The following is a 26,926-nucleotide window of genomic DNA, read 5'->3' as shown; positions in this document are numbered from 1 at the left end:
CACGAGAGCAATGTCACGGACCTGCGCTTCGGTGCGAGAGCTGTCTCACGGACGGTGCGGGGCCCGGCCGTCCTCCGCCCACTTAGGCTGGCTGCATGACCGAACTCGTCACCCAAAACCCCGAGGAAGCGCAGGCGGGCAAGCCCACCTCTGTGTCCCGCATCACACTCAGCCACATCATGACGGCGGTCGACACCAACCTGCTGGGCACGGTGCACGGTGGCGTGATCATGAAGCTGGTGGACGACGCGGCGGGCGCGGTGGCCGGGCGGCACTCCGGCGGACCGGCCGTGACCGCCTCCATGGACGAGATGGTCTTCCTGGAGCCGGTCCGGATCGGTGACCTCGTGCATGTGCGCGCCCAGGTCAACTGGACCGGCCGCTCCTCGATGGAGGTCGGCGTCCGGGTCCTGGCCGAGCGCTGGAACGAATCCAGCCCGGCCCAGCAGGTCGGCTCCGCCTACCTCGTCTTCGCCGCGGTCGACGAGCAGGGCAAGCCGCGCCGGGTGCCGGAGGTGGTCCCCGAGACCGAGCAGGACAAGCGCCGCTACCAGGAGGCGCAGATCCGCCGTACGCACCGCCTCGCCCGGCGGCGCGCCATCAAGGAGCTGCGCGAACGGCGCGCCGCGGAAGGCCTCGACGACGCATAGCGGCGACCGTCAGCTGGGCGAGCAGCGCCAGCCCCGTGCCGATGACGGTGCCGGCCGCCGCGCAGATCACATCGTCGACATCGGCGATCCGCCCGGCCCGCATCAGCAGCTGCGCCGTCTCGATGGCCAGGCACAGGCCCACCCCCAGCAGGAACGCCGCGGCGGCCGACGTGCGCGGCGCCGCGAACCTCAGCATCAGCGGTGCGGGGACGAACAGGGCGGCATTGGCGATCTGCCGCCGCACCAGCATCGCCAGCTCCCCGGGCTCCAGTTGGGCGCCCAGCTCGAACAGCCCCTCTCCGGGCCGCCACCACACCGTCGCGTCCCCGGAGCCGATCGGCTGGCTGGGGGCGAGCGTCGCCGCCAGGAGCAGCAGCAGCCAGCCGGCCAGCAGCATCCGGGCCGTGGTGCGCGGTGCGCGGCCGGCCGGGGCCCGAGCCGCCCACAGGGCCAGCGCCAGCGCCAGCAGCAGCGCCAGGACCAGGAAGAGCGCCACCGAGGCGGGGGTGATGCCGAGCACTACCTGCCACACGATGCGCACCTTTCAGGACATCCAGGACATCAACTGCAGCTCCACTTTGTGACGTAGATCGTCTGCGCCTGCTCCATGACGCCCCGGATGCACTCGTCCCGGAGCATCTCCACCCGGCCGCTCAGCCCGACGGCACCGCCCTGCGTCCGCCGGGTGCCGAACCAGCCGGGGAAGGCGGTGATCCGGTCGTTCTTGCGCTGGTAGCCGAGCCGCACGATGATCTCGTCCAGCCCGGCCGGCTCGTCCCGCCGGTAGGTCGCGGTGTACGTCCCGTCGGCCCCCACCGGACCGCGCAGACACAGCTGGCCGCGCACCAGATCCCCGCAGCCGGTCGGTGCGGCCGGCGCCGGCGGCGCCGCGGCAGCGGTGGCCGCGACCAGGCCCAAGGCCGCGAGAGCCACCGTGACCCGGCGCGCACGGTGGTGTGCGTCCGGCCGGCGGGCCGGCGGCCCGGGCAGGGTGCGGCGGGGCGCGGGGACGCTCATACCGCCTCGCTTCGCTCGGCCCCGCCCGCGCGAGGCGCGCAGGCTGCGCTGCGGAGCTCGCCGCGCCGCCTCATGGGCACACCGCCTGATCGCCGGTGATCGCCGCGATCCCGCCGGGCTTCTGTAGCGGCTCCTCGGCCCGCACCCGCTGCACGGTCCGGTGGTCCCGGCCGACCGTCACCTGCATCACCGGCCCCTGCCCGGTCACCGGGTGCAGCTCGGCGCCGGGCAGCGCGACGGCCAGCGAGCGGGCCGAGCGGTCCCAGCGCGGGTCGTAGGCGAGGACCGTGCGGGGCACCGTGCCGAGGGGGGAGGTGCTGGGAGCGCCGGTCGTGGCGAAACCCGTGGCATGCAGCTCCCCGGCCACCGAGGTGCCCGCCCCGGCCCGGCCGCTGCCGTTGTCGACCTGCACCTGGACCTGGCCCGGCGGTACGTCGACGACCCGGCCGCGCGGCCCTTTCCCGTCCCGGTGCGCCGCGAGCGGCTTGTCCTCGCGGATCGCCTGGAAGAGCTTCGGCGCCTGCACCGGATCCCAGCGCACGGTCGACCCGACGCCCGGCACCGTCTGGGCCGTACTGGCCAGCGGCACCGACGTGAACTCCGAGGACGACGGGGAGAAGCCGCGCATCGCCTGCCCGAGGTCGACCAGGTCGTTGGCCCCGAAGCCCGAGTCGGCCCGTACGGACCGCAGCATCGTGTCGGCGACGTCCCTGAAGCGGATGGGGTTCATCAGCACTCCGGAGGAGGTGATCTTGTGGATGAGGGCGGCCAGGAAGCGCTGCTGGCGCTGCATCCGGCCCAGGTCGGCGGAGCCGTCGATGTGTCGGGAGCGCACGTACTGCAGCGCCTGCCCCCCGTTGAGCTGCGACTTGCCGACCGGCAGGGCCAGGCCCGTGTAGCTGTCCCGCAGCGGCCGTACGGTGCAGATCTCCACCCCGCCGACCGCGTCCACGCTGCGCATGAAGCTGGTGAAATCGACCTCCAGATAGTGGTCGATGTGCACCCCCGTCATGTGCTCGACGGTCCGCACGGTGAGGCTGGGGCCGCCCTCCGCGTAGGCCGCGTTCAGCTTGATGGCGTGGACCGGGCGCGGTGCGCCGGTGACGGCGTCCGTATGGGCCGGGACCTCGGCGTAGGAGTCACGGGGGAGGCTGATCACGCTGGCGCGGTCCCGGTCGGCGGAGAGATGCACCAGCATGAGGGTGTCGGTGCAGTGACAGGGCGCGCCGCCCAGGTGGTAGCGCTGCTTCTCCGCGGCGGTGAGCTTGTCCCGCCCGTCCGTGCCGACGACCAGGAAGTTCAGGCCGTCGCCGCCGCCGGGGCGATTGCTCATGCCCTTGAAGGCGTCCACCCGGCCGAGGCCGCTCTCCACGCCCGTGACCATGGCGTGCCCGATCCCGCTCGCGGCCAGCACCAGCACGGACGCGGCGGCGCCGATCCGCAGCCCCCAGCGCTTCCCCGGCGGGCGCCGGCGCGGCGCGGGCCGGGGGGCACGGCGCCTGGCCGGACGGGGGGAGCGGAACGGCGCGGTCACGGGGGACACCTCCGCGGCTGGACGGGCGTGAGCGGTGCCCGGCGGGGGAGCGGGGCAGGACAGGAAGGAGGCGAACGGGGACGAAGCCGGCGAGGACACCGTAGGCCCATACGATCGGCTGCAAAGCGTCACACGCCGGGCATCCGCCGCCCGGCCACCCGGCTGCGCCCGAGGGTGTCCCCCATTCGCGGTAACGTGAGGCGCGATTCTGCAGTCTCCCGGCGGGCGCTGCCGTCGCTGGCGGCCGCCGCGGGCCGTACCCCCTGAGGAACCATGCCGCAGCAGCAGCCCCCGGCCGTCTCCGTGATCATGCCGGTGCTCAATGAGGAACGTCACCTGCGCAATTCGGTCCGGCACATCCTGGAGCAGGAGTACGCCGGAGAGATGGAGGTGGTGATCGCCCTCGGCCCGTCCGCGGACCGTACGGACGAGATCGCCGCCGAGCTCGTCGCCGAAGACCCGCGGGTGCACACGGTGCCGAACCCCACCGGCCGTACGCCCGCCGCGCTGAACGCCGCGATCAAGGCGTCCCGGCATCCCATCGTGGTGCGGGTCGACGGTCACGGCATGCTCTCGCGGAACTACATCGCCACCGCCGTGCGCCTCCTGGAGGAGACCGGCGCGGCGAACGTCGGCGGCATCATGCACGCCGAGGGGGAGAACGCCTGGGAGGACGCGGTCGCCGCGGCGATGACCTCCAAGATCGGCGTGGGCAATGCCGCCTTCCACACGGGCGGGCAGGCCGGCCCCGCCGAGACCGTCTACCTCGGCGTCTTCCGGCGCGAGGCGCTGGAGCAGCAGGGCGGCTACAACGAGGAGTTCATCCGCGCCCAGGACTGGGAGCTGAACTTCCGCATCCGGGAGGCCGGCGGCGCGATCTGGTTCTCGCCCGAGCTGAAGGTCCAGTACCGCCCGCGGCCGAGCGTCCGGGCGCTGGCCAAGCAGTACAAGGACTACGGCAAGTGGCGCCATGTCGTCGCCCGCTACCACGCCGGATCGATCAACCTGCGCTACCTCGCGCCGCCGACCGCGGTGTGCGCCATCGCGGCGGGCCTGGTGGCCGGCGCGGCGGTCACGCCCTGGGCGCTGATCGTCCCGGGCGGCTATCTCGCCGCCATCGTCGCGGGCTCGGTACCCGCCGGCAAGGGCCTGTCACCGAAGGCTCGCCTCCAGATCCCCCTCGCCCTGGCCACCATGCACATGGCCTGGGGCGTGGGCTTCCTGACCAGCCCCCGCTCGCTGGCCAAGCGGGTCATCGCCAGCCGCCGTCCGGCGGTCATGGCCCCGCCGGCCGGGGGCGAGTAGGGGCATTCCCCGGCGGTGTTCACCGTCGAGCCGGCCCTGCTGCATGCTCGGGCAGGGCCGGACGCAACCCTCAGCTCAACAGCTGACCAGTCCTTCGCCGCGCTCCGGCAAGCGGCGACCGCCGGCGGCTGCGCGCCGCCCGGTCCATGCCGTGATGTCCCTCAAAACGCCTGGTCATCGCGTATGAGGGGGAACTCACGCCAGCGAAGAGGGGGTTGGCCTGCAAAAGAAGTGGCGGGTGGGGCCCCGGATCCCGCGACTCAGAAGCTGTACTGCGGATTCACCTTCATACAGACCTTGGAGTCCTCGCCGTTGAGCGCGTCCGCGCTGTCCGGGGCCTTGTCCGCGCTCTTGTCGTCGCCCGACGTCTTCGGGTACGCCGAGCCGGTGCGCCAGTCGTTGCCGATCACCAGCCGCATCCCGGTGGCCGAACTGGACTCCCGTACCGCGCCCTTGGGCAGACCGAGCGCCTTCGCCAGCGCCAGGGCGTCGCCCCGCAGCCCCTTGTCCCGGTAGGTGATGGTGGTGTCGGCCTGGGTGGTGAGCGCCGGGTCGGTGCCGGCCGCGCCGTAGCCGAGGCCGGCGAGCCGCTGCTGGATGACGGCCGCGCGGCCGGAGACCGGGCCGTTCACCGTGCTGTTGGTGCCGTTCTGCACCACCACCTTCAGCTCGCCCTTGGGCGTTGACGCCTTCGGTTCCGGCGTCGCCTTCTTCTTCTTGTCCTTGCCGTCCAGCGCGGTGTCGTTGCGCAGCAGCGCGAAGGTGGCCTCCGCGTCGCCGGGCTTGGGCATGACGTACGACTCGTCGGGGCTGTACTGCCAGGGCATGGTGACCATCGTGATGCGCTTGGTCGGGACCCGGTTGAGGTCGCCGCCCAGGTCGTAGAGCTTCTTGACGGTGTCCAGGCCGTCGTCGACGGTCAGCGACTTGGTCGCGGCCTCCGCCAGATCGCGCAGCTGTCCCGGGTCGGTGAGCTTGGTGCCCTTCTTGAGCTGGCGGACCATCGAGTTCATGTACATGTGCTGGGCCTTGGCCCGGCCGATGTCGGTGTTGTCCTCGAAGCCGTACCGGGTGCGCAGCCACTGCAGGGCCTGCACGCCCTTGACGGAGTGGGTGCCCTTGGTGAGCTTCAGCCCGCTGCCGTGGCCCTTGCTGTCGTGCGAGTAGACGTTGTTGTCGACACAGACCGGGACCCCGCCGATGGCGTCCGCCATGGAGACGACCCCGGAGAAGTCGACCATCATGAAGTGGTCGATGTAGACGCCGGTCAGCTCCTGCCAGGTGGCCAGGGTGCACCCCGGACCGCCGTGCTGGAGCGACTGGTTGATGGCCGCGGAGGTCTGCGGATAGACCTGGTGCGTCTTGGGGTCGGTGCACTGCGGGATCGTCACCCGGGTGTCCCGCGGGATGGAGATCACCGACATGTTGCTGCGGTCCGCGGAGACGTGCAGCAGCATCTGCACATCCGCCAGCGGCTTGCGGTCCGCGTCCTGCCGGGCGCCGCCGAGCTTGATGTTCTCCGCGCTGTTACGGCCGTCGGAGCCCAGCAGCAGGATGTTCAGCGGGCTCTGCCCGAAGGCGTTGGGGTCCGGCTTCTTGAGCCCGCCCCCGCCCAGGGACCGCGGAGCCTTGCGGAGGTTGGCATTGAGGTGCTCGTAGTACCAGTACCCGGCGCCCGCGCCGCCCACTATCAGGACGGCGAGGGAGAAGGCCGTCCAGCGCAGCACCCTGCGGCCCTTGCCCCGGCGCGGACGCCCCCCTTTGCGGTGGCCGCCGTGGGCGGACGTGTCCCCGTCCTCGGGGGGCACGCCGTCGTCGGCGGGCGTCCAGCCGGGGGCGTCCGGCGGCAGGCCCCCGTCCGCGTAGAGACCGTCGTCCCAGCCCAACTCCTGTGCGTCCGGCTCGCGTCGCCGGCGCGATCGGTCACCACGCACACTGCTCTGCCGCATCTGGCTCTCTCCCCGCTGTCCGTCCGATGGTGCGCTCGGCGCCTCGGAGGGGCGGCCGGATCGTGCTCAGATCACTTTGCGCAGACGTTCTTGTCATCTGCATTGACGTTCTGCACCCCGTCCGGGGTTTCGGTCGGCGCCTCGATTGGTGAGCCCGGTGCCTTGAAGTCCTTCCCGAGGGTGAGCTTCATCGGCTGACGGTCACCGGCGTTCTGCGCCGACTTCTTCAGTGCGCTCTTGGGCAGACCCATCCAGTCGGCCAGAGTGGCGGCCTGGTCGGCCTGGTTGGGCGCGTATTCGAGGCGGGTGGCGGCCAGCTTCGCCGGGGCGTTGCCGGCGTTGGTGGAGAGCTTGGCGGCCTTGGAGTTCTGCAGCCAGTCCACGGTCTCCTGTGCCGAGCCGATCGGCCCGCCGCCGTTGGTGACATCGACCCGCACCTGCTCGGGCGGGGCCTTCTGCACGGGGGCGGACTTCTTGCCCTTGCCCTTCTTGCCCTTGACCAGTGCGTGGTCCGCCCGCACCATCGCGAACAGCGGGTCCGCCTTGGTCTTGTCGAGAATGACGGTGGCCGGGTCCTTGGGGTTGTCCAGCACCGGCACCGTGGCGAAGGTGATCTTGTCGATGTCGACCTTCTTGAGGTCGTTGCCGAAGTCCAGCAGCTTCCCCGCCGTGCCGATACCGGTGTCGACGGTGAGCGCCTTGGTCGCCGCCTGGCTGACGTCGTAGAGCTTGCCCGGGCTGCTGAACGCGCTGGACTTCAGCTTGCGGATCAGCGAGCTGAGGAACTGCTGCTGCATCTTGATCCGGTCCAGGTCGCTGCCGAACCCGATGGCGTGCCGGGTACGGACGAACGCCAGCGCCTGCTCGCCCTTGACGATGTGCCGGCCGGCCTTCAACTTCAGGTGCGACTTGGGGTCGTTGAGGTCCTTGCCCGCGCACACCTCGACGCCGTCCACCGCGGTGGACAGCTCCTTGACGGCGTTGAAGTCGGCCATCATGAAGTGGTTGATCTTCAGCCCGGTCATCTGCTCGACGGTGCGCCAGGTGCAGCCGGGGTCCCGGCCCTCCTGGCCCAGGCTGGTGTTGAAGCGCACCTGGTTCTCGCCCGGGATGGTCTTCTTCGAACCGTCCTTCTGCTTCGTGGGACAGTTCGGGATATTGGTGATCATGTCGCGCGGAATGCTCAGCGCGGTGGCGTTCGTCCGGTCCTTGGAAATGTGCATCAGGATCGTGGTGTCCGCGTGCCCGACGCTGCCGGCATCGCCGTAGCCGGAGTTGCCCTTACCGTCGCGGGCGTCCGTCCCGATGATGAGGACGTTGACCGGGCCGCTGGAGACCGCTTCGTTCTCCACGCCGACGTCGACCTTGGAGATGTTGCCGTCCAGCTGCTGGTAGACGAAGTACGCGGCACCGCAGCCGGCGACGAGCACGAAGCTCACCACACCGGCCGTCCAGTACAGCGCCTTCTTCTTCCCGGACGCCTTCGGCTTGGGCTTGCGGCGGCCCACCGGGCCCGACGCCGTTGCCGTCGCCGTCCGGTTGGCGGCCGCCCGGCGCGCCGCCCGGCCGCCGGCCGGGCGCTCGCCGTCCTCGTCCCGCCGGCCGCGCTGGGTCGGCAGCGGACGGGTGTCGGTGTCGCCGCCCTCGCTGCCCGGCGTGCGCGCGGCGCGTCTGGTGCCGGGAGCCTTCCGGTCGGAGGGCCGAGCGGGGGCTTGACCGGCATGGTCAAGTCGCAGCTCGTAATTGCCGGTGTTCGGATCGAACACCCACTGATCGGCGGGATCGACGTTGTTGTCGCCCGCCCGCCCACGGCCTTGCGCGTCCACGGTGCCTTGAGTCCTCCGTCGGTGCCACGCGGCGCCATCCCCTCAAGGCGCTCGGTCGGTCGATCGTGCATTGCATGGTCATCGGTCGGATGGTGGCCCGACCGGATCGCTCACACTATCCGCCCAGTTCAGCGCCCCGCGACGCCCGTGACAAATTCCACTTACCTACAACTGGGCAATCCGCCCAATCCATTCGAGTAGCCGGGTGTACTTTGCGGCATCTTTATTCGCAGCTCCCGTGTTCCGCGGTCGTCCCGGGAAAGGCCGGCCCCGAACTCGGCCCCGAACTCGGCGCCGGCGAGGGTGATCCTTCCGGCCGGCCGGCCGGCGAATCGTCCCCCGTGCGGACGGGTGCCTCCGCGCTGTCGGGCGGGGGCGTCACGGTCACCCGAAGATCCCTGCGCAACTGCCCGAAGAGCCGCTCGGCGTCCGGTTGCACCAGCTCGTCGCGGTTGCGGTCGTAGCGGTACTCCTGGCGCGGCACGGTCAGGAACTGCACCCGGTCGGTGGGAATGCTACGGGTGCTGCGAACCAATTCGTACAGCCCCCTCAGGGAAGCCAGCGCGGCGTCGGTGGTCAGGGAACTCGTCGCGGCATCGAGCACCGGATACAGCCGGGTCGGATTGAGCAGGACACCATTACTCTGCACTTTCTTCACGAGAGCCCCAAGAAACTGCTGTTGTCGCTGCATGCGCTGGGTGTCGCTGCCGTTGCCCAGGCTCTTGCGTGCCCGTACGTACCCGAGGGCGGCCTCCCCGTGCAGCGTCTGCCGGCCGGCGGGCAGCGTGAGGTGTGCCTCGGTGTCCTGGACCGGCCGGTTCAGACAGACCTGCACCCCGCCCACCGCGTCCACCATCCTCGTGAAGCCGACGAAGTCGAGGATCATGTAGTGGGCGATGCGGATGCGGGTGAGCTTCTCGACGGTACGGATCGTGCAGGCCGGCCCGCCGAGGGCGAACGCCGAGTTGAACTGGGCCGTCCGGGGCCCGGTCTCGGTGCCGTCGGCGCGTTTGCAGTGCGGCACCTCCACCATCAGATCGCGCGGGATGCTCACCGCGGTGGCGCTCTTCCGGTCCGCCGCCAGGTGCAGCAGCATCGTGGTGTCCGAGCGCTGGCCGCCGCTGCGGCCGTATCTGCGGTTGCCGCCCTTACGGCTGTCCGAGCCGATCAGCAGCACGTTCTCGGCGTTCGGCGGGCCCGCGGGCGGCCGCTCGGACTCCCACTTGCGCAGTTCGCGCTCGGTGGCGCTGTCGGTGCGGATGTTGCCGTTGAGCTTGGTGTACACCACCCAGCCCGCTGCGGACCCGGCCACAAGGGCGCCGACGGCCACGGCCGCGGCCCAGCGCCACCGGTGCCGGCGGTGCGGCGGGATGCGTGGCGGCCCCGGCCCCCCGGCCGGGCGCTCGTCCCAGCCGGCGAACCTGGGGGGCTCGGGAGTATCGGTCACGTCTGCGTCCATCCCTCCCGGAGTCGGCGTCGCGCCCGCACGCGGGGCCCGGACGCAACAGGAGACGGACGAAACCCGCGCAGGGTTGTACGTACTCAAGATCCTGGACCTAAACGGGCGTACCGGCCCGCCGCGGGCGCCTCCGGTCGGCCGGACGGGGGAGGGCGCCCCTCAGGGCCCGTCCGGTGGATCATGGCCGGGTCCGCGGCCTGATCCACCGGACAGCACACCTAGTCCGGCAGCGGCGCCCGGAAGGTGATCTTCTCGCTGGTCTCGCGGGTGGCCGCGGCCGGTGCGCCCAGCTGGTCGAGGTGGCGGCACAGCACTACGGAGCCGCCGGTCACCAGCGGCGCGTACAGCCCGTACGCCAGGCCCTGCCAGGTGTCGTACGGCAGCCCCGACAGCACCCGGGGTGCCCCGGGCATCCCGGCCGCCTCCGCGTCGGCCAGCGCGCGCGCCACGACCCCGGCGCCGGTCAGCTCCTCGCCGCCGACGACCAGCGCCGCGTCCCCCGGATCCACCGGCGCGAACGGCGCGAACCGGTCGCCCTGGGCCGGCACCTCGACGGCGTAGTCCGCGAAGCCCTGCGGCGGCTGCGGGAAGCGGCCGCCCAGCGGCCGCAGCGCCAGCGCTACCCGCTCCCCGGAGCAGGCGCGCGCCGCGTCGAGCCGGTCGGGCCCGGCGACGACGAGATCGGCGGCGGCCGGATCGCCCTCCACCTCCGCGACCACGCCCACCGACGAGCAGGCCAGCAGCCAGACGGCGGTCTGCCAGTGGGCGGGCAGCAGCAGCGCGAGCCGGTCGCCCGGTTCGGCGGACAGATCGCCCTGGAGGTAGTTGGCGGTCTTGGCCACCCAATTGGCGAAGGTCGCGACGGACAGTTCCACGCGTTCGCCGGTGGCGTCGTCGTAGAAGGTCACCAGCGGGCGGGCCGGGTCCGCGGCGAGCGCGGAACTCAGCAGGTCGGCGGGGGTGCGATCGGTGGCGTTCATCGCGGCCAGGGTACGCGCGGCGGCAGCCGGCGGTGGGCCGGCCGCGGCAGGTCCGGGCCACCGGATCGGCCGATGCCCCGTCAGATCAGCATTGGCGCGTTCGGTCCGGCCGGGTCCACGATTTTGTCCATGCGCCCCTTCCTTGCGACCTGTCTCGGCGCCCTGTGCACCGCGGCCCTCACCCTGCCCCTCGCCGCGACGGCCGGTGCGGGCGCCGCCCCCGCCGCACCGCACCCGGCGCGCACCGACGACCTGCCGGGCAGCACCCAGTCCCTGCCGGTCGGCGCGCTCGGCGCCGCCGCCCCGCACACCCCCGACCGGGACACCACCACGGGGCCCGCGCCCCAGGAGCTGGGCCTGCCGCCCCGCACGGTACGGCCGTTCTCCCTCCTGGGGGTCGTCTGGGACGACGCCGCGGCCGAACTGCACGGCCGGGTCCAGGTCCGTACCCGCGCGAACGGCAGCGGCGACTGGTCGGGCTGGCAGGACGTACAGGTCCACAACGACGACGCCCCCGACCTCGGCTCCGCCGAGCGGCACGGCAGCGACGTACGGGGCAGCACCGCGCCGCTGTGGGTCGGTGACTCCGACGCCGTCCAACTGCGCATCACCCCCGAGCACAGCGACCGTGCCCGGGCCGTCCTCCCGGGCGGGCTGCGGCTGGAACTCGTCGACCCGGGCGCACCGCCGCGGGGCCTGCGCGGCGCCCGCCTCGATCCGCCGGCCCCGCTCTCCGCGGAGGCTGCCGCGGCCTCCGCCGCCAACGCCGGGTTCGCCCCGCTCGGCGCCACCGAGATCCCCGCCCTCGACCAGGCCGCGTCCCAGGGCGACATCGCCGCCGTGGACGGGCCGCGGCCGGACCAGACCTTCGTCGGGCCGCGCCCCCGGATCGTCACCCGGGCCGGCTGGGGCGCCGACGAGAAGCTGCGCGAAAAGGCCTTCACCTACACCAAGACCGTGCGCGCCGCCTTCGTCCACCACAGCGGCTCGGGCAACAACTACAGCTGCGAAGAGGCCCCTTCGCTGATCCGCGCCATGTACCGCTTCCACGTCAAGAGCAACCACTGGCGCGACATCGGCTACAACTTCCTCGTCGACAAGTGCGGAACGGTCTACGAGGGCCGTGCGGGCGGCATCGCCAAGCCCGTCATGGGCGCCCACACGCTCGGCTTCAACACCGACAGCACCGGAGTCGCCGTCCTCGGCACCTTCACCGACACCGAGCCGGCCAAGCCCGCCGTCGATGCCATCGCCCGTCTGACGGCCTGGAAGCTCGGCCTCTACAACGTCGACCCGCGCGCCATGGCGCACCTGCTCTCCGGCGGCGGAAACCGCTTCGCCAAGGGCACCAAGGTCTCCCTGCACGTCATCTCCGGCCACCGGGACGGCTTCACCACCGACTGCCCCGGCACCCACCTCTACGACAAGCTCGCCGCCACCCGCCGCGCGGCGGCCACCCTGCAGGGCCGCTGACCGCGGCGGCCGGGCCGGGGGCGGCGCGGGATTGCGGGCGTCCAGTGGGGGCGCATGTTGCCGGGACCACTGAACCGTTCCTGCCCCCGACACGTCCTAGTGATCACGACGTTCGCGCCGCCGGCCCGCGCTCCCCATGGCGCGTACGGCGCCGGGGGACCGCCACTGCCGAGGTTTTTCGCGCGCCCGTCTGCCTACACTGGTCGGCCGATCGGCCGACCCCAGCAGGAAGCAGAGAAGACACCGTGAGCGTCGCACGTGCAGCCGCCGGGCTGTGGTCGACGACGAGAGCCGCACCGTTGCTCCCTCCTTGCCCGCCATCGGGCAGCAGGGGCCCAGCGGGCGGAGAAGCGAACAGAGGACACATTGACTGAAGCGATCCTCCTGGTCGGCGGCAAGGGCACGCGGCTGCGCCCGCTGACGGTGCATACGCCCAAGCCGATGGTCCCGGCGGCCGGTGTGCCGTTCCTGACCCATCAGCTGGCCCGCGCCCGGGCCGCCGGCGTCGAGCACATCGTCCTCGCCACCTCCTACCTCGCCGAGGTCTTCGAGCCGTACTTCGGCGACGGATCCGAGCTCGGCCTGCATCTGGAGTACGTCACCGAACAGGAGCCGCTGGGCACCGGCGGCGCCATCCGCAACGTCGCCTCGCGACTGCACTCCGGCCCCGACGACCCGGTGCTGATCTTCAACGGCGACATCCTCACCGGACTGGACATCGCGGCCCTCGTCGACACCCACCGCACCTCCGGCGCCGAGGTCTCGCTGCATCTCACCCGGGTCGAGGACCCGCGCGCCTTCGGCCTGGTGCCCACCGACGACACCGGCCGGGTCACCGCCTTCCTGGAGAAGCCGCAGACCCCCGAGGAGATCGTCACCGACCAGATCAACGCCGGTGCGTACGTCTTCAACCGGTCGGTCATCGACACCATCCCGGCCGGCCGTCCGGTCTCCGTCGAACGCGAGACCTTCCCCGGACTGCTCGCCGACGGCGCCCACCTCCAGGGCATGGTCGACTCCACCTACTGGCTCGACCTCGGCACCCCGCAGGCCTTCGTCCGCGGCTCCGCCGACCTGGTCCTCGGCCGCGCCCCGTCCCCGGCGGTCCCCGGCCGCCGCGGTGACCGCCTGGTCCTGGAGACCGCCGAGGTCGCCGGCGACGCCAAGCTCACCGGCGGCACGGTCGCCGGCCCGCGCACCGTCATCGGCCCCGGCGCCCGGATCGACGGCAGCGCGGTCCTCGAAGGTGCCGTCATCGGGGAAGGCGCCCAGATCCGTGACTCCCTGATCGGCGCCGGCGCGCACATCGGGGCCCGTACGGTCCTCGACGGTGCGGTCATCGGCGACGGGGCGCGCATCGGCGCCGACAACGAACTGCGCGGCGGCATCCGCATCTGGTGCGACGCCGAGATCCCGGCCGCCTCGGTGCGCTTCTCCTCCGACCAGTAGGCCGCCCGCCGGGCCCGGGCGGGCGTTGTCCACAGGCCCCGGCGCCGCCCCGGCACCATCGCCTAATCTGGCCGCATGCCCGACCGCACCTGGGTTCCGCCCGGCCCGTTCGACCTGCACCGCACGCTGGGCGTGCTGCAGCGGGGCCCGGGCGACCCCGCGTTCGCGGTGCGCGGCGGAGAGCTGTGGCGCGCGTCCCGTACGCCGCAGGGCCCCGGCACCCTGTGCGTGGCGGCCCGGCCCGCCGACGGCCGGGTCGAGGCCGAGGCCTGGGGCCCGGGCGCCGAGTGGCTGCTGGAGCAGCTGCCCGAGCTGCTGGGGGAGGGCGACGACCCGGAGCGGCTGACCGCCCGGCACCGCCTCGTCCATGAGGCGCGACGCCGCCACCCCGGCGTCCGGCTCGCGCGCACCGGCCTGGTCCTGGAGTCGCTGATCCCCTCGGTCCTGGAGCAGAAGGTCACCAGCGACGAGGCCTACCGCGCCTGGCGGCTCCTGCTGCAGCGGCACGGCGAGCCGGCCCCCGGGCCCTGGGAGCGGATGCGGGTGATGCCCGAGCCGCGCGGCTGGGCGCTGATCCCCTCCTGGGAGTGGCACCGCGCGGGCGTCGACGCCAAGCGCTCCGGCGCGATCCTGCGCGCGGTGCGGGCCGCCCGCCGGATGGAGGAGGCCGCGCGGATGGATCTCGCCGAGGCCACCCGCCGGCTCCTGGCGATACCGGGCATCGGCCCGTGGACCGCCGCGGAGACGCTCCAGCGCACCCTCGGCGCCCCGGACGCGATCACGGTCGGCGATCTGCATCTGCCGAAGATCATCGGCTATGCCCTCACCGGCCGCCGCGGCACCACCGACGAGGAGATGCTCGACCTCCTCGCCCCCTACGAGGGCCAGCGGCACCGCGCGGCCCGGCTGATCCTGCTCTCCGGCCGCGTCCCGCCGCGCCGCGCCCCGCGCTTCCCGGTGGGGGACATCGCCCGGCTGTGAGCCGCGCGCGGGCGCCGGTCAGCGCACGGTGACGAAGTCGTCGGCGGTGCGCGGCGGCCGCGGCCGCGGCGGCTCGGCGGGATGCCCGATGGCCACCGCCCCCATCGGCTCCCAGTCCGCGGGCAGCCCGAGCACGTCGCGGACCACGTCCTTGCAGAACATCGTCGACGACACCCAGGCGGAGCCGAGCCGTTCGCCCGCCAGCGCCACCAGGAAGTTCTGGATCCCCGCGCCATGGGCCACGAGGAACATCTCGCGCTCGGCCGTGCTCCGCCGCGCGTCGGGGTAGCGGTGCGCGCCGTCCGTGACCAGGCACGGCACCGCCAGATACGGCGCGGCACGCAGCAGATCACCGCGCCGCACCCGCTTGGCGACGGCCTGTGCCGACTTGCCGTCCGCGCGCAGATCCGCGATCCAGGCGTCCCGCATCGCGTCCAGGAGCCGCTCGCGCGCGGCCGGCGACTCCAGGAGGACGAACCGCCACGGCGTGGTGTGGTGCGGCGCCGGGGCGGTGACCGCCGCCGCCACCGCCCGCCGTACCGCACCCGGATCGACCGGCTCGCCGGTGAAGGCACGGACCGTACGCCGCGCCGTCACCGCTTCCCGTACGGCCTCCGAAGTACCCAGCCGGAACATGTCGTCCTCGGCGGGGCGCACCATGGTGCGCGCCCCGGGGCCGTCGCCCACCTCCCCGACGAGGTGCCCCAGCCCGCGCACCACCGCGACCGGCAGCCCGGCCACCTTGCCCTTCACCAGGTCCCCGGCGGCGGCCAGTTCGTCCGCGGTGGCCACCACCGTCGCGCTGAGCGGATTGCCGTGGGCGTCGGTGCCGCCGCGCAGATCGTCCAGCACCCGCACGCCGGCGGCACCGATGGCGACATCGGTGAGCCCGTTGCGCCACGGCCGCCCGAAGGTGTCGCTGATGACCACCCCGACGTCGACACCGAGGGTGGTGCGCAGCCCCGCCCGCAGGCCGCGCGCCGAGGCGTCCGGGTCCTCGGGCAGCAACAGCACCGTGCCCTGCGGGGTGTTGGACGCGTCCACGCCGGCCGCGGCCATCACCAGGCCCTGCCGGTTCTGCACGATCCGCAAGGGGCCGCGGCGCGCCACCACCCGCACCGTCTCCCGGTCGATCGCCGCCTCGCGGTCGTCGGCCTCGACCACCCGGCCCTCGGCCTTGCTGACGATCTTCGAGGTCACCAACAGCACATCGCCGTCGGCGAGTTGCGGCAGCCCGTCGGCGGTCACCGCCGCGGCGATCAGCTTCACGAGATCGTCGCCGGGCCGCACCTCGGGCATCCCCGGCAGCGCCCACACCCGGTAGCCGGGCACGGCGGGTTGGCTCACGCCCGGACCTCCTCGGCCAGCGCCAGCGCCTCGCGCACCATCGCGGCCGTGGCGTCCGTGTCGGTCATCATCAGCGGCACGGCCCGGCAGCGGATACCGGCCGCCTCGACCTCGGCCACCGCGCCCTCGTCGGACGAGTCGACCAGCCAGCCGTCCAGCAGCCCGGACCCGTAATGGCGGGCGACGGCCGAGGCGGTCGACTCCACCCCCACCGCGGCCAGCACCTTGTCGGCCATCCCGCGCACCGGGGCGTCGCTGACGATCGGCGAGAGACCGACCACCGGCACCCCGGCGTCCGCGATGGCCTCCCGGATGCCCGGCACCGCCAGGATCGTGCCGATGCTGACCACCGGGTTGGACGGCGGGAACAGCACGACGTCCGCCTCGGCGATGGATTCCAGCACGCCCGGTGCCGGCTTGGCCTGATCGGCGCCGACCGGCACCACGGCATGCGCGGGCACCGAGGCGCGCAACCGCACCCAGTACTCCTGGAAGTGGATCGCCTTGCGCTCGCCCTCTTCGTCGACGGCGACATGGGTCTCGACCCGGTCGTCGGACATCGGCAGCAGCCGCACCCCGGGCTTCCAGCGCGCGCAAAGCGCCTCGGTGACGGCGCTGAGCGGATAGCCGGCGCTCAGCATCTGGGTCCGCACGATGTGGGTGGCGAAGTCCCGGTCGCCCAGCCCGAACCACTCGGGCCCGACGCCGTAGGCGGCCAACTCCTCCTTCACCTTGAAGGTTTCGTCACTGCGTCCCCAGCCCTGCTCCTCGTTGATGCCGCCGCCGAGCGTGTACATCACGGTGTCGAGGTCGGGACACACCTTGAGCCCGAACAGATGGATGTCGTCGCCGGTGTTGCCGATGACGGTGATGTCCGCGTCGGGAGCCGCTGCCTTCAGTCCCCGCAGAAAGCGGGCGCCGCCGATACCGCCGGCCAGAACCACGATTCGCATGGGCCCAGTGTGTCAGTCGCCGACGGGTCGATGAGGAGCGGTGGCCGGGAGGGGGCGGGAGGGCGGTGCGTCAGGGAGCCGTGGTCTCCAGGGCCGAGGGGGTGCAGTGGGGCGCGCCGTGCATCGGCATCTCGGTCAGGCCGGGGAAGTAGATGTGCAGGCTGACGGCCGGGGTCAGGGCGTCATTGACGACCTCGTGGACGTAGCCGGGGGCGAACACCCGCTGGGCGCCGGCGGTGAGCGTACGGCGCCCGGTCCCGGCGTGCTCGGTCAACTCGCCCTCCAGGACGGTCAGCACACCGGAGGACGGCCCGTGGTCGTGCCGGCCGCTGCCCTGGCCCGGCACCCAGCTCAGCAGCCACACCTCGTAGCCCGGCCCGGTACGCAGCCGGTGGTACCAGCGGCTGGTCGTCTCGTAGCGGACGAGGTGCGCCCAGGCGTCGCGGTCGGCGGCGATCGAGCGGGCCAGCCCCACGAAACCGGCGACGGTGGCCGGGTGTGCGGGGACGGGCGGCAGCAGGTGGGGGATGGCGAGCGGATCGCCGGCGATCTGGACGTCGCTGTTCATGGGGGTTCGGGTTCCTCGGCGGACGTGCTGGGTGACGCTCGGGAGAGCGCCCAGCGTGAGCTGGGGAGGCTGCGGCACGGTGCGGGCTTTCCCTGTGGGGGGCGCGGCACGTGGCGCGGAGCAGGGGCGCTGCGGGGTGGTGCGAGCGGAAAAGCTGGAGCTCAGTGGCTTCGACAGCTGGAACAGCGACAGCGAGCCTGCGCAGCACAGAGCGACCCGTAGGAACGGGACAGTCGGAGCGCGGGGGTCACTGGCATGCGGTCAAGGAGACCGGGTTCGCGGCGCGATGTCAACTGGACGTCTGGTTTGCCGTAAATCTTTCACCTCATCCGGTTACTCCGCCCGGCGAAAGGTTTGTGCAGTCTCCGACCCGGAGACATCGACCGGCAACCGCACCCTCAAACGCCGTTGCGGCCCCGTGATCCATCTGTGATCTCCCCCGCTTCGGCGCGCGGGGGTGCAACGTGAATGCCGCCTGATTGCGTCTCGATAAGTGAAGGGGATGCGCCGGGGGGCAACGTCCGGGGAAGTGTCCTGGTTTTTACTGATTTGAACACTTTCCGCATACGCTTGGTTCCGCCGAGTGAATAAGAGGCCCAATAGCAGATCTCGGCTTGACTGGCCCGGATCACCACACTTGTAATTTCACTCGTGTCGTTCAGCCGAAATCGATCACGGCTTGATCACGGGGACGTAAAGACAGACGAGGGGCGCACATGACCGAGCTGTTCCAGGAATTGCTGGTCGAGGAGGCGGATGAGGAGCTCGGCTGGCAGGAGCGCGCACTGTGCGCCCAGACCGACCCCGAGTCCTTCTTCCCGGAGAAGGGTGGCTCCACCCGCGAGGCCAAGAAGGTCTGTCTCGCCTGCGAAGTCCGGTCCGAATGCCTGGAGTACGCGCTCGCCAACGACGAGCGCTTCGGTATTTGGGGCGGCCTGTCCGAGCGCGAGCGGCGCCGGCTCAAGAAGGCCGCCGTCTGACGATGACCGCACAGCCACCCGCACCAAGGGCGCGCGGCCGCACGGACCACGCCGCCGTCCCGCCTCAACTCCCCATATCCCCCTATAACGAACACTCCGCCTCCAGCGACCTTCTCGCCGGGGGCGGACTGCTTGTACGGACCGGTCGGGGCACCGGCGCGAACCATTAGTGTGGGGCCCCGTCCGAGATGCGCCGCCGCCCTGCCGGGCGCTCGCGTCGCCTCGTAGTCCGTCGCAGTGTCTTCCGGGGGCGGGTGCCCAGCGCTGACTGCGCAACGGGTCCCGAACTCCCGGGTCCGGAGGGCCCGTACCTCGATGTCCGTGCACAGCCAGTCGGCGGCCCAGGCCGCCTCATATGCAGCCGCCACCCCAGAGTTCCCGCGGCACGTGGTCACCGCCGTGATCGTCTCCCATGACGGAGCCCGCTGGCTGCCCGATGCGCTCACCGGCCTGCTCGGCCAGGAACGCCCGGTGCAGAACGTCATCGGCGCCGACACCGGCAGCGCGGACGACTCCGCCCAGCTGCTCGCCGAGGCCATCGGGGACCAGCGGGTGCTGCATCTCGCCCGCCGCTCCGGATTCGGCACCGCCGTCGACGAGGCCGTCCGTACGGCCCCCGTCCTCACCCCCGACGACCTGCCGTATCTGCGCCGCCCCAGCGGCTGGGACCCGGTCAGCCGCACCTGGCACGACGAGGCGTACGAGATGCCCGAGTTGCCGCACGGCGAACCGGTCCAGTGGCTGTGGCTGCTGCACGACGACTGCGCACCCGAGCCCGATGCGCTCGCCGAGCTGCTGCGGGTCGCCGACGCCAGCCCCTCCACCGTGATCGTCGGACCCAAGCTGCGCAGCTGGTACGACCGCCGGCAGCTGCTCGAAGCCGGTGTCAGCATCGCCCGCAGCGGTCGCCGCTGGACCGGCCTGGACCGGCGCGAACAGGACCAGGGCCAGCACGACCAGGTGCGTCCGGTGCTGTCCGTCTCCACCGCGGGCATGCTCATCCGCCGCGACGTCTACGAGGAGTTGGGCGGCTTCGACCGCCGGCTGCCCCTGATGCGTGACGACGTCGATCTGTGCTGGCGCGCCCAGGCCGCCGGCCACCAGGTCCTGGTCGCACCGGACGCGATCCTGCGGCATGCCGAGGCCGCCGCCCGTGAGCGCCGCCCCATCGACTGCGTCGGCCGCTCGGTGGCCAACCCGCACCGCGTCGACAAGGCCGGCGCCGTCTACACCCTGCTCACCAACACCCGCGGCCGGACCCTCCCGTACGTCCTGCTGCGGCTGCTGATCGGCACCTTCCTGCGGGTCATCGCCTACCTCGTCGGCAAGGTCCCGGGCCAGGCGCTCGACGAACTCGCCGGGCTCTTCGGCACCCTGCTGCGGCCCGGCAAGATCCTCGCCGCACGGAAGAGGAGAGGCCGGCCAGCGGTCGAGGCGAGCGAACTGCGCTCGCTGTTCCCGCCACCCGGTGCGACGGTGCGCGCCACCGTCGAACAGGTCGCCGGCAATCTGGCCGGGCGGGCCGCCCCCGACGTGGCCTCGGCCGGCCGGCACGGTGCGGTCGAGTCCGGGCCGGGCGGTGACGACGCCGACTTCCTGGAGATCGAGCAGTTCGCCCGGCTCAAGCGGATCGCCCGCAAACCGGCACCACTGCTCTTCCTCGTCCTGCTGCTGGTCTCGCTGGTCGCCTGCCGCGGGCTGCTCGGTTCCGGCGCGCTGACCGGCGGCGCCATGCTGCCCGCGCCCGGCAGCGTGTCCGACCTGTGGTCGGCGTACCTCGACAGCTGGCATGCGGTCGGCGTCGGGGACAGCGCCTCTGCGCCGCCCTATCTGGGCGTCGTCGCCCTGGTGTCGAGCATCTTCTTCGGCTCCACCGGCTTCGCCGTCACCCTGCTGCTGGTCTGCTCCGTTCCGCTGGCCGGTCTCACCGCCTACTTCGCCTCCCGCCCGCTGGTCGCCTCCCGGCTGCTGCGGGCCTGGGGCAGCATCGCCTACGCCTTTCTCCCGGCGGCCGCCGGAGCGCTGGCCGGCGGCCGGCTGGGCACGGCGGTGCTCGCCATCCTGCTGCCGCTGATGGCGCGCGCCGGAGTCGCCGCGAGCGGGCTGCGGCTGCCGCGCGGCACCCGGCCCAGCTGGCGGGCGACCTGGGCGTATGCGCTGCTGATCACCTTCACCACGGCCTTCACCCCGGTCGTCTGGCCGATCGCGGTGCTGCTCGGGGCCGGCCTGCTGGTGCTGCGCTTCCTCGATGGCAGCCGCGACCAACTCCTCGCCTACGGGCTGCGCTTCCTGGCCGTGGTCCTCGCGCCGATGGTCGTGCTCGCCCCCTGGTCGCTGTCGCTGCTGACCCACCCCGGGCGCTTCTTCCAGGAGGCCGGGCTGGGCTACGGCGCCGGCTCCGCCTCCGTGCTCGACCTCATCGGCCTCAGCCCGGGCGGCCCCAAGGCCGCGGGCGGGGTGCTGCTGTTCGGCATCGTGCTGGCCGCGCTCGCCGCGACCCTGCGCGACGAGCGGCAGCTCGCCATCCGTACCGCCTGGACGGCGGCCCTGACCGGGCTGCTGCTCGCCGCGCTGGGCAACGGCTCCGGCTGGACCGGGCCCGCGATGCTCGTCTACGGGCTGGCGCTGCTGTGCGCCGCCGCGGTCGGCGCCGAGGGCATCCGCACCCGGATGGCCAACCTCGGCTTCGGCTGGAAGCAGCCGGTCGCTGTGCTGATCGCGCTGGCCTCGCTGCTCGCCCCGCTCTACGCCGCGGTCAGCTGGATGATCAGCGGAGCGGCCGGGCCGCTGGAGCGCCGCAACCCCGAGCAGGTCCCGGCGTTCGTCGCCGAGGAGAGCGGCACCGCCGACCGGGCCCGCACCCTGGTCCTCGACGGCACGCCGGGCCACGTCGACTACTCGCTGGTCCGCGGCTCCGGTGCCCGGCTCGGGGACGCCGATCTGGCCGCCGAAGCGGGCGAGGACACCCGCCTGGGCGGCATCGTCGCCCACCTCGTGGCCGGCTCCGGCGCCGACCAGACCAACCAGCTCGGGGGCTATGCGGTCCGCTATGTGCTGGTCCGGAACGGGGCGCCGCGCGAAATGGGCCGGGTGCTGGACGCGACCCCGGGCCTGACCCGGCTCAGCCAGGAGGACGGCAGCGCACTGTGGCGCGTCGACCGACGGGTCTCGCGACTCTCGATCGTCGCGGGCGAGGCCAAGGACGGCACCAGCGCCGCCGAGTCCGTCGCCCCCATCGCCGTACCGGCCGGCCCCGTCGACGCGCACACCAAGGTGCCGGACGGCGCCGACGGCCGGGTGCTGCGGCTCGCCGACGCCGCCGACGAGGGCTGGCAGGCCACTCTCAACGGCACCCCGCTCAAGCCCATGACCGTCGACGGCTGGGCCCAGGGCTTCGCGCTCCCCGCGGGCGGCGGCACCCTCGACCTCACCCACGAGAACCCGCTCGGCCACACCCTCTGGCTGTGGACGCAGGGCCTGCTCGCCGTCGTCCTGGTGGTGCTGGCACTGCCGGGCCGCCGCCGGGAGATCGACGACGACCTGCCCGAGGACGCGGCCGTCGCCCAGGCCGCCGCGGCCTCCGGCGACGGCCGCCGGGCCCGGCGCCTGCGGGCCCAGGCCGAGGCCGCCGGCGCCCCCGACGCGGCGGGCGCCGACGTCCCCGCGGCACCCGAGGGAGAGCAGCCGCTCGACCCGTCCGATCCGGTGGTCGGCGCGGCACCCGTCCCGGACCCCGCGGCCGGCGACCCCTACGGGGCGGTGCCGCAGCAGCCGTCGTACGACCAGTGGCCGGCCGCCCCGCAGGCCGCGCCCGACGGGCAGCAGCCCTACGCCCCCGCCGACCCCTACCAGGCCGGGCAGTACGGGCAGCAGCCGTACCCGCCGGCGGATCCCTACCAGGCCACCGACCCGTACGCCGCGGACCCCTACCAAACGGGCGTCTACGACCCGTACGGGTACGGGCAGCAGCAACAGCAACAGCAGCAGTACGACGGCGGCCCGCAGCAACAGCAGCCCTACGACGACGGCGCCCCGTATCCCGGGTACCCCGGCTCCTACTCCGAGCAGCGCCGTGACGGGAGCGACCAGCAGTGAAGCGCACCATGATGTCCCTGATCGGCGTGGCCGCCGCGCTGGGCGCCGTCACCGGCGTCGCCGCCGTGACCGCCCCGGGCGGCGGCGCCCAGGAGGCGCCCCACAGCAGCTCCCTGCTGCCCGTCCAGCGCTCCGCGCTGCTCTGCCCGGCCCCGACCTCCTCCGAGGTCGGCCAGACCGACTACACCGCCTTCGCCCCCAAGGGCGCCGCGACCGGCGCGGACGGCAAGAAGGGCACCGCCCAACTGCTGCCCGCCGGGACCGTCAAGGACGCCGGCGGCACCGACAACGGCAAGGGCAAGAAGAACACCGGCAAGAACGGCAAGGGCGCGGACGCCGCCGCCGGACAGGCCGTCGCCCCCCGCGACACCAAGCCCGTCGTGCCCCTCCGGGAGGCCGGCAAGCCGGTCACCACGTCCACCGACAGCCCGGACGCCCCCGCCCTCGTCGGCGCGGCGGACGGCACCCTCGCCCCCGGCTGGACCGTCCAGCAGACCACCTCGGTAGCCGCCGGCGCGGGCCGCGGCCTCCTGGGGCTGAGCTGCACCACCCCCGACACCACGTTCTGGTTCCCGGGCGTCAGCACCGCCACGGACCGCCAGGACTACGTCCACCTGACCAACCCCGATCCGACCCCGGCTGTCGTCGACCTCCAACTACGGGGCAAGGACGGGTCGTTGGGGGGCTCGGCGGGTGAGGACATCACCGTCCCGCCGCACACCACGGTCCCCGTCCTGCTCTCCACCCTGACCACCGCCCCCACCACCAACGCGTCCTTGCAGGTCGTCGCCCGCGAGGGCCGGATCGGCGCGGCCGTCCAGGCCACCGACAGCAAGCTCGGCAGCGACTGGCTGCCGGCCGCCGCCGACCCGTCGCCGAGCGTGGTGCTGCCCGGCATCCCGAAGGACGCCACCTCCGTGCGGCTGGTCGCCCTCGCCCCCGGTGAGTCCGACGCCGACCTCAAGGTGCAGCTGGCCACCCCGACCGGGCTGATCACTCCGGCCGGTCTGGAGAGCCTGCACCTCAAGAGCGGGATGACCACCGCGGTGGACCTCAAGGACGTCACCAAGGGCGAGGCCGGCTCGCTGGTGCTCACCCCCTCCGACGGCGGCTCCAAGGCCCCGGTCTCGGCCGCGCTGCGGGTGACCCGAGGCAAGGGCGCCAAGCAGGAGATGGCCTTCATCCCGGCGACCCGGCCCGTCGAGCAGCGCGCCACCGCCGCCGACAACCGCGACAAGGGCAGCACCCTCTCGCTGGTCGCGCCCGAGAAGGGCAAGGACGCCAAGGTGAAGGTCACCGCGTCGGCCGGCAGCGGCGGCGGCACCCCGGTCACCAAGACGTACACGGTCAAGGGCGGCACCAGCCTCGATGTCGCCCCGCCGACCCCCCAGGGCCTGAAGGGGACGTACGCACTGACCGTGGAACCGGCGGCCGGCAGTGGTCCCGTCTACGCGGCCCGCATGCTCGCCCGGCCCCAGGGCGGAGTGCCCGCCTTCACCGTCCAGACGCTGCCCGACGACCGGGGCACGGTCCTCGTCCCGACCGCGGGCCAGGATCTGTCGGTCCTGACGAAGTAACCGCGTACCCGCCCCCGGACCCGCGCGACGGTCTCATTCCTGGCCGTAGCGCGGGTCCACCGATTCCGGGGCCAGCCCCAGGAGTTCGGCGACCTGCTCGACCACCACTTCATGGACCAGGAACGCCCGCTCGTCACGGCTCTTGGTCCGGATCTCCACCGGCCTGCGGTAGATCACGATCCGGTCGCGATGTCCGCCCGCGGCCGGCAGCATCCGGCCCAGCGGCACGGTCTCCGCGTCGGCGGCCGCATCCGGCCCGTCGTCCGGGCCGGAACCGGGCACGTCGAGGATCAGGAAGTCGACCTGGGAGAGCTGCGGCCAGCGCCGCTCCAGCCGGTCCCGGGAGTCGTAGACAAGATCCACGAAGGCGTCGGCACGGGTCACCGAGAGCGGCACCTGGGGCGGTGCGATCGGGCCGCGCATACCGCGGCCGTGGCGGTCACGGCGGCGGAGCCGTGGCTGTGCCGGTCGGGGGGGTACGGGACTGTCCATCAGCATCGAGCGTAGCCGTCAAGGACCCTCGGACACCGGGGAGCGCGACAAGACGTGGCATGTCGTCGACTGACCGGACCTGTCCGTCTCGATTTCGATTGCATCTCTGTATGAGATCGCGGATCGACATCGGAATGGCAGGAAATGCATCGACTCGTGACGGGATTCCTCCCCGCGGGTCGTCCGCCCCCGCTCGCCCGGCCCAGGTCAGGTCGAGCGGGTGCAGGTCAGACGCATCGGACGAAGCGGGACGACACGGTTGGGTGAGCCTGGGGAGAGTCGTCGCGGCCCGCTCAAGAGTGCGGTACCGTCCAACGTCGTGAGCCCTGTACGTCGCTGTTCGCGCACTGCGTGCGGCCGCCCCGCCGTCGCAACGCTGACGTACGTCTATGCGGATTCGACCGCCGTGCTCGGACCGCTCGCCACCTACGCCGAACCGCACTGCTACGACCTGTGCGCCGAGCACTCCGAGCGGCTGACCGCGCCCCGTGGCTGGGAGGTCGTCCGCCTCGCCCTCGACTCCGGCCCGCCCCGCCCCAGCGGCGACGATCTCGAAGCCCTGGCGAACGCCGTACGCGAGGCGGCCCGCCCCCAGGAACGCGCCGCCGGCGCCGGCGGCGCACCCGCCCACGGCGACCGTGACACCCACCCCATGGAGGTCGCCCGCCGCGGCCATCTGCGGGTGCTGCGCTCCCCGGATTCCTGAGCCCGCCCACCGGCCGGGTACGAATCCCGCGCTCCGGCCCGCCGGGTAGGTTGGAGGTCCCAAGGACTCCAGGAGGGCAGGCTTGTGGCTGATCTGTCGCAGATCGTGAAGGCGTACGACGTACGCGGTGTCGTCCCCGCCCAGTGGGACGAATCGCTCGCGGAGTTGTTCGGCGCGGCCTTCACCGAGGTCACCGGCGCGGACGCGATCGTGATCGGGCACGACATGCGGCCCTCCTCGCCCGGCCTGTCCGGCGCCTTCGCCCGGGGTGCGTCGGCCCGCGGCGCCACGGTCACCCTGATCGGCCTCTGCTCCACCGACGAGCTGTACTTCGCCAGCGGCGCCCTGGGCCTGCCCGGCGCCATGTTCACCGCCTCGCACAACCCGGCCCAGTACAACGGCATCAAGATGTGCCGGGCGGGCGCGGCGCCGGTCGGCCAGGACACCGGACTCGCCGACATCCGCGCGCTGGTGGAGCGGTGGTCGGACGAGGGCGCCCCGGAGCCGGCCGCCCACACCGGCACGATCACCCGGCGCGACGTCCTGGGCGAGTACGCCGCCCATCTGCGCGGCCTGGTGGACCTGAGCGGCATCCGTCCGCTGAAGGTCGTGGTGGACGCGGGCAACGGCATGGGCGGGCACACCGTACCGACCGTCTTCGAGGGCCTTCCCCTCGAACTGGACGCCCTGTACTTCGAGTTGGACGGCTCGTTCCCCAACCACGAGGCCAACCCGCTGGATCCGAAGAACATCGTCGACCTCCAGGCGCGGGTACGCGAGACCGGCGCCGATCTCGGCCTCGCCTTCGACGGCGACGCCGACCGCTGCTTCGTCGTCGACGAGCACGGCGACCCGGTCTCCCCGTCCGCGATCACCGCCCTGGTCGCCGCCCGCGAGCTGGCCAAGCACCCCGGCGGCACGGTCATCCACAACCTGATCACCTCCTGGTCGGTGCCGGAGGTCGTCAAGGAGAACGGCGGCAAGCCGGTCCGTACCCGCGTCGGGCACTCCTTCATCAAGGAGGAGATGGCCAAGACCGGCGCGATCTTCGGCGGCGAGCACTCCGCGCACTACTACTTCCGCGACTTCTGGAACGCCGACACCGGCATGCTCGCCGCGATGCACGTCCTGGCGGCCCTCGGCGGCCAGCAGGGCCCGCTGTCGGAGCTGGTCGCGCAGTACGACCGGTACGCGGCCTCCGGCGAGATCAACAGCACCGTCGACGACCAGGCCGGCCGGCTCGCCGCGCTCAAGGCGGCCTACCAGGACCGTGCGGGCACCACCCTGGACGAGCTCGACGGGCTGACCGTCACCGCCGACGACTGGTGGTTCAACGTGCGCGCCTCGAACACCGAGCCGCTGCTCCGGCTGAACGTCGAGGCCAGGGACGCCGCCACCGTCGACCGGGTCCGCGACGAGGTACTGGCGATCATCCGCGCCTGAGCCCCGGCGCCCGCACCGGTCAGGCCCGCCCGGGAAACCGGAGGACGTCTCTGGGCGAGGCGGGCGGCAGCCGCATCCCTGCCGCCCGCCCCGCCGCTCACCACCCCGAATCTCCGCCGGGCAGGCCCGGGGCCCCCGTCCG

The 26,926-nt window shown here is 72.8% G+C and carries 21 protein-coding genes; 10 read left to right on the top strand and 11 right to left on the bottom strand.

Annotation, left to right across the window (positions count from 1 at the left end; translation table 11 throughout):
* Positions 1-95: 95 nt before the first annotated feature.
* On the top strand, positions 96-650 hold the full coding sequence (locus BKA18_RS14315; protein ID WP_366047985.1) for an acyl-CoA thioesterase: 555 nt from the start codon (positions 96-98) through the stop codon (positions 648-650).
* Here the strand turns inward: BKA18_RS14315 and BKA18_RS14310 are convergent.
* The 3 genes from BKA18_RS14310 to BKA18_RS14300 all read right to left on the bottom strand — a co-directional run bounded on the left by BKA18_RS14310 (position 601) and on the right by BKA18_RS14300 (position 3,201).
* On the bottom strand, positions 601-1,182 hold the full coding sequence (locus BKA18_RS14310) for a VanZ family protein (RefSeq protein ID WP_040900621.1): 582 nt from the start codon (positions 1,180-1,182) through the stop codon (positions 601-603). The two genes, BKA18_RS14315 and BKA18_RS14310, sit on opposite strands and share 50 nt — an antisense overlap.
* 29 nt (positions 1,183-1,211) lie before the next feature.
* Entirely contained in the window at positions 1,212-1,667 is a 456-nt protein-coding gene (locus tag BKA18_RS14305; RefSeq protein WP_366047984.1) for a hypothetical protein, read from the bottom strand.
* Positions 1,668-1,737: 70 nt separating this feature from the next.
* Positions 1,738-3,201 carry an LCP family protein gene (locus tag BKA18_RS14300; RefSeq protein ID WP_006605222.1) on the bottom strand — a complete coding sequence of 488 codons (1,464 nt, stop codon included), beginning with the start codon at positions 3,199-3,201 and terminating at the stop codon, positions 1,738-1,740.
* A gap of 273 nt (positions 3,202-3,474) precedes the next feature.
* On the opposite strand from BKA18_RS14300, the gene BKA18_RS14295 reads away from it, so the two are divergent.
* Positions 3,475-4,506: a glycosyltransferase family 2 protein gene (locus BKA18_RS14295; RefSeq protein WP_366047983.1), complete on the top strand. Its 1,032-nt coding sequence runs from the start codon at positions 3,475-3,477 to the stop codon at positions 4,504-4,506.
* A 260-nt stretch (positions 4,507-4,766) separates the two neighbouring features.
* Here BKA18_RS14295 and BKA18_RS14290 read toward each other — a convergent pair whose 3' ends face one another.
* From BKA18_RS14290 to BKA18_RS14275, 4 genes are all read right to left on the bottom strand, one after another.
* Positions 4,767-6,455: an LCP family protein gene (locus BKA18_RS14290; RefSeq protein WP_366047982.1), complete on the bottom strand. Its 1,689-nt coding sequence runs from the start codon at positions 6,453-6,455 to the stop codon at positions 4,767-4,769.
* 71 nt (positions 6,456-6,526) lie between these two features.
* Positions 6,527-8,281 (bottom strand): LCP family protein, encoded by a 1,755-nt coding sequence (locus BKA18_RS14285; RefSeq protein WP_366047981.1) that lies wholly within the window; start codon positions 8,279-8,281, stop codon positions 6,527-6,529.
* A gap of 223 nt (positions 8,282-8,504) precedes the next feature.
* The gene (locus BKA18_RS14280) at positions 8,505-9,740 is read right to left on the bottom strand and encodes an LCP family protein (protein WP_366047980.1); all 1,236 of its coding nucleotides are present in this window, start codon (positions 9,738-9,740) and stop codon (positions 8,505-8,507) included.
* 218 nt (positions 9,741-9,958) lie between these two features.
* The gene (locus tag BKA18_RS14275; RefSeq protein ID WP_366047979.1) at positions 9,959-10,720 is read right to left on the bottom strand and encodes a TIGR03089 family protein; all 762 of its coding nucleotides are present in this window, start codon (positions 10,718-10,720) and stop codon (positions 9,959-9,961) included.
* Positions 10,721-10,849: 129 nt separating this feature from the next.
* On the opposite strand from BKA18_RS14275, the gene BKA18_RS14270 reads away from it, so the two are divergent.
* The 3 genes from BKA18_RS14270 to BKA18_RS14260 all read left to right on the top strand — a co-directional run bounded on the left by BKA18_RS14270 (position 10,850) and on the right by BKA18_RS14260 (position 14,623).
* Positions 10,850-12,193 (top strand): peptidoglycan recognition protein family protein, encoded by a 1,344-nt coding sequence (locus tag BKA18_RS14270; RefSeq protein ID WP_366047978.1) that lies wholly within the window; start codon positions 10,850-10,852, stop codon positions 12,191-12,193.
* 366 nt (positions 12,194-12,559) lie between these two features.
* Positions 12,560-13,642: a mannose-1-phosphate guanylyltransferase gene (gene manB / locus BKA18_RS14265; RefSeq protein WP_366047977.1), complete on the top strand. Its 1,083-nt coding sequence runs from the start codon at positions 12,560-12,562 to the stop codon at positions 13,640-13,642.
* 75 nt (positions 13,643-13,717) lie between these two features.
* Entirely contained in the window at positions 13,718-14,623 is a 906-nt protein-coding gene (locus tag BKA18_RS14260) for a DNA-3-methyladenine glycosylase family protein (protein WP_366047976.1), read from the top strand.
* An 18-nt stretch (positions 14,624-14,641) separates the two neighbouring features.
* On the opposite strand, the gene BKA18_RS14255 is transcribed toward BKA18_RS14260, so the two are convergent.
* From BKA18_RS14255 to BKA18_RS14245, 3 genes are all read right to left on the bottom strand, one after another.
* The gene (locus BKA18_RS14255) at positions 14,642-15,970 is read right to left on the bottom strand and encodes a coenzyme F420-0:L-glutamate ligase (protein WP_366047975.1); all 1,329 of its coding nucleotides are present in this window, start codon (positions 15,968-15,970) and stop codon (positions 14,642-14,644) included.
* Positions 15,967-16,923 (bottom strand): 2-phospho-L-lactate transferase, encoded by a 957-nt coding sequence (gene cofD / locus BKA18_RS14250; protein WP_366047974.1) that lies wholly within the window; start codon positions 16,921-16,923, stop codon positions 15,967-15,969. Before cofD ends, BKA18_RS14255 begins: the two co-directional genes overlap by 4 nt.
* 70 nt (positions 16,924-16,993) lie before the next feature.
* Positions 16,994-17,491, bottom strand: a complete 498-nt coding sequence (locus BKA18_RS14245) for a cysteine dioxygenase (protein WP_006605233.1) — start codon at positions 17,489-17,491, stop codon at positions 16,994-16,996.
* Positions 17,492-18,207: 716 nt separating this feature from the next.
* On the opposite strand from BKA18_RS14245, the gene BKA18_RS14240 reads away from it, so the two are divergent.
* The 3 genes from BKA18_RS14240 to BKA18_RS14230 all read left to right on the top strand — a co-directional run bounded on the left by BKA18_RS14240 (position 18,208) and on the right by BKA18_RS14230 (position 24,143).
* A complete protein-coding gene (locus BKA18_RS14240; RefSeq protein WP_003983763.1) occupies positions 18,208-18,471 on the top strand; it encodes a WhiB family transcriptional regulator in 264 nt (87 codons plus the stop codon).
* 315 nt (positions 18,472-18,786) lie between these two features.
* Complete coding sequence (locus tag BKA18_RS14235) at positions 18,787-22,566, top strand: glycosyltransferase family 2 protein (protein WP_366047973.1); 3,780 nt, start codon at positions 18,787-18,789, stop codon at positions 22,564-22,566.
* Positions 22,563-24,143 carry a DUF5719 family protein gene (locus tag BKA18_RS14230; protein WP_366047972.1) on the top strand — a complete coding sequence of 527 codons (1,581 nt, stop codon included), beginning with the start codon at positions 22,563-22,565 and terminating at the stop codon, positions 24,141-24,143. Before BKA18_RS14235 ends, BKA18_RS14230 begins: the two co-directional genes overlap by 4 nt.
* Positions 24,144-24,176: 33 nt before the next feature.
* Here BKA18_RS14230 and BKA18_RS14225 read toward each other — a convergent pair whose 3' ends face one another.
* Positions 24,177-24,566: a metallopeptidase family protein gene (locus tag BKA18_RS14225; RefSeq protein WP_006605237.1), complete on the bottom strand. Its 390-nt coding sequence runs from the start codon at positions 24,564-24,566 to the stop codon at positions 24,177-24,179.
* Between the two features lie 328 nt (positions 24,567-24,894).
* Here BKA18_RS14225 and BKA18_RS14220 point away from each other — a divergent pair, with 328 nt between their 5' ends.
* Complete coding sequence (locus tag BKA18_RS14220; RefSeq protein WP_078568725.1) at positions 24,895-25,341, top strand: DUF3499 domain-containing protein; 447 nt, start codon at positions 24,895-24,897, stop codon at positions 25,339-25,341.
* Positions 25,342-25,425: 84 nt separating this feature from the next.
* Entirely contained in the window at positions 25,426-26,784 is a 1,359-nt protein-coding gene (locus tag BKA18_RS14215) for a phosphomannomutase/phosphoglucomutase (RefSeq protein ID WP_366047971.1), read from the top strand.
* Positions 26,785-26,926: the final 142 nt, after the last annotated feature.

Source organism: Streptomyces auratus, from assembly GCF_050433025.1.
Lineage (GTDB): Bacteria > Actinomycetota > Actinomycetes > Streptomycetales > Streptomycetaceae > Streptomyces > Streptomyces sioyaensis.
The sequence above is the reverse complement of the archived record's forward strand: the minus strand, read 5'-3'. Positions and strand labels throughout refer to the sequence as shown.

Excerpts from the sequence above, each read along its gene's own strand:
- BKA18_RS14295 (WP_366047983.1), top strand. The coding sequence starts at position 3,475 with ATGCCGCAGCAGCAGCCCCCGGCCGTCTCCGTGATCATGCCGGTGCTC.
- BKA18_RS14235 (WP_366047973.1), top strand. The coding sequence starts at position 18,787 with ATGTCCGTGCACAGCCAGTCGGCGGCCCAGGCCGCCTCATATGCAGCC.
- BKA18_RS14225 (WP_006605237.1), bottom strand. The coding sequence starts at position 24,566 with ATGCGCGGCCCGATCGCACCGCCCCAGGTGCCGCTCTCGGTGACCCGT.
- BKA18_RS14270 (WP_366047978.1), top strand. The coding sequence starts at position 10,850 with ATGCGCCCCTTCCTTGCGACCTGTCTCGGCGCCCTGTGCACCGCGGCC.
- BKA18_RS14315 (WP_366047985.1), top strand. The coding sequence starts at position 96 with ATGACCGAACTCGTCACCCAAAACCCCGAGGAAGCGCAGGCGGGCAAG.
- cofD (WP_366047974.1), bottom strand. The coding sequence starts at position 16,923 with ATGCGAATCGTGGTTCTGGCCGGCGGTATCGGCGGCGCCCGCTTTCTG.
- BKA18_RS14275 (WP_366047979.1), bottom strand. The coding sequence starts at position 10,720 with ATGAACGCCACCGATCGCACCCCCGCCGACCTGCTGAGTTCCGCGCTC.
- BKA18_RS14280 (WP_366047980.1), bottom strand. The coding sequence starts at position 9,740 with ATGGACGCAGACGTGACCGATACTCCCGAGCCCCCCAGGTTCGCCGGC.
- BKA18_RS14260 (WP_366047976.1), top strand. The coding sequence starts at position 13,718 with ATGCCCGACCGCACCTGGGTTCCGCCCGGCCCGTTCGACCTGCACCGC.
- BKA18_RS14305 (WP_366047984.1), bottom strand. The coding sequence starts at position 1,667 with ATGAGCGTCCCCGCGCCCCGCCGCACCCTGCCCGGGCCGCCGGCCCGC.
- BKA18_RS14240 (WP_003983763.1), top strand. The coding sequence starts at position 18,208 with ATGACCGAGCTGTTCCAGGAATTGCTGGTCGAGGAGGCGGATGAGGAG.
- BKA18_RS14245 (WP_006605233.1), bottom strand. The coding sequence starts at position 17,491 with ATGAACAGCGACGTCCAGATCGCCGGCGATCCGCTCGCCATCCCCCAC.
- BKA18_RS14290 (WP_366047982.1), bottom strand. The coding sequence starts at position 6,455 with ATGCGGCAGAGCAGTGTGCGTGGTGACCGATCGCGCCGGCGACGCGAG.